Here is a 1,881-nt window from a genome sequence, read left to right as displayed (position 1 = left end):
TGCATCATGAGCTCAGGCCATAACGTCAACCTCAACACCATCGTCGGTTGGAAGAAGGATGGTGAAAAACACCACTTTATGGATTACTATGATGAAGTCTGAGTCAATGGCGATTATAAACCAAGAACCTCAACCTAAATCATAACTTAATAACCTAACCAAAACTTTAATTCAAAAACCTAACCCAAAACCTAACTTTGGTTAGGTTTTTTTTATTTGAAATTGAGATACCATTTGAAGTGTAACCGCTTAGTAGATGCATAAAGCCCAGAAATTCTGTCTAGGCATGAAAGCAAAGTCCTAAGTGGCAAGGCAAAAAAGCTTGTTTATAAAAGTTTTAGAAGGAGAAAGATATGAGATTCAAATTTGTAGATGTGATCAAGGCAATCTTGATTAATGAGGATAAGAGAAAAGGGCAAGACCAACAAACGTGGTTCGAAAGGTATTGGTTGTGATCAATATGAGACGTCATAATCATCAAAAGAAGTCAATTTTACCTCTGGTCCTAATCGCCCTAGTCCTGACGATTTATATGGGTATTTTTTTGCGAGACAATAATCGTGGAGGCCAAAGTCAAATGACCTATTCCGTTTTACAGCTCAATGAAGATTTGGACCAAATTGAAAGGGCTATATTAAGAGAAAATCCCATGATTTTTTCAGAAAAAGAAGATTTTATCCGTTCAATGAATTTGATAAGGCAAAAGGTAGACCACCCCATGTCAGAGTCAGAATTTTATAGGTTAATCAATCCGACCATTGTCGACATTAGGTGCGGGCATACTGTTTTATCAATCTCAAAAAAGTCAGAGGCGGACCTCTACAATCAGAATGTGTTTTTCCCACTTAAAGTCCGTGTCTATAATGACAAGGTTTACTTGGCAAATGACAGCCCTCAATATGGTTTGAAGAAGGGTGATGAACTCATAAGTCTTAATAATCGAAAGATGTCCGCTATTTTAAGTGACCTAATAGACAATATAAGCAGTGATGGCACATCCAACAATAAAAGATGGTATATGCTTAATAAGTTTTTCGCAAATAAATATCAGGCCTTTATTGAGACAACCAATTCCTTTGATGCGGACTTTAAAAGAGGAGATCAGGTCGTGAAGGTCCTCCTCAAGGGCACTTTTAGCGAGGGAGACAATACAAACGCATGGGGCTTACATTTCCAGGGGATTGATGAAAGTGAGTATTATCAATACCAAATCCATGATGACTATGCTGTCCTAGATGTGAACCTTTTTATGGCATCAAAAGCCCAAGCCTTTAAACCATTTTTAAGGGCCTTTTTTGAGACGCTCGATAAGAGTGATGTCAAGAAGCTCATAATAGATGTACGGGGAAACTATGGGGGTGATCCTAAAATGGCCAAGCTCTTATTAAGTTATTTGGTCGATCAGGCATCAGACTACTTTACATCAGAACTCCCAGTAATGATGAAAATACTGGGTTACGGAAAAGTCATCTCTCCAGCAGAAAATCCCTATAGGGGGGAGGTTGTACTTTTGACGGATGGTGGTTGTTTCTCAACTACGGGTCATTTTGTTTCTGCATTTAAGTATTATGGGCTGGGTGAAGTCATAGGACAAGCCACAGATGGTTCCTATAAATGTTCAGATTCGTCAAAGGAGATTGTCCTTAAAAACACAGGCCTTAGACTCCATTACTCGACTCAAGTCTTCAGTGTTGTGACGGATCAAACTGACTATGGTAATGGGATAGAGCCAAGCCTAGGGGTGGAGCCAAGCTTGATTCAGCTCTTAGACGATAAGGATGTGGTTATGGAGAGGGCGATTCAATGAAACTTGCTTGATGACACTAATGAAATAAAATGATATAATACACGCGTCTAAAATTATAAAAAATGGATGTGGTA

General features: G+C 38.7%; 1 protein-coding gene. It reads left to right on the top strand.

What is annotated here, in order from left to right; translation table 11 throughout:
• Nucleotides 1-577: 577 nt before the first annotated feature.
• The gene (locus AC220I_RS21915; RefSeq protein WP_486725997.1) at nucleotides 578-1,807 is read left to right on the top strand and encodes a S41 family peptidase; all 1,230 of its coding nucleotides are present in this window, start codon (nucleotides 578-580) and stop codon (nucleotides 1,805-1,807) included.
• Nucleotides 1,808-1,881 lie beyond the last annotated feature (74 nt).

Source organism: Fusibacter sp. (assembly GCF_057447755.1).
This window is presented reverse-complemented; position numbering and strand designations above follow the sequence as displayed.

What these genes read in the sequence shown, in the direction of transcription:
- AC220I_RS21915 (WP_486725997.1), top strand. Translation starts at nt 578, where the DNA reads ATGACCTATTCCGTTTTACAGCTCAATGAAGATTTGGACCAAATTGAA.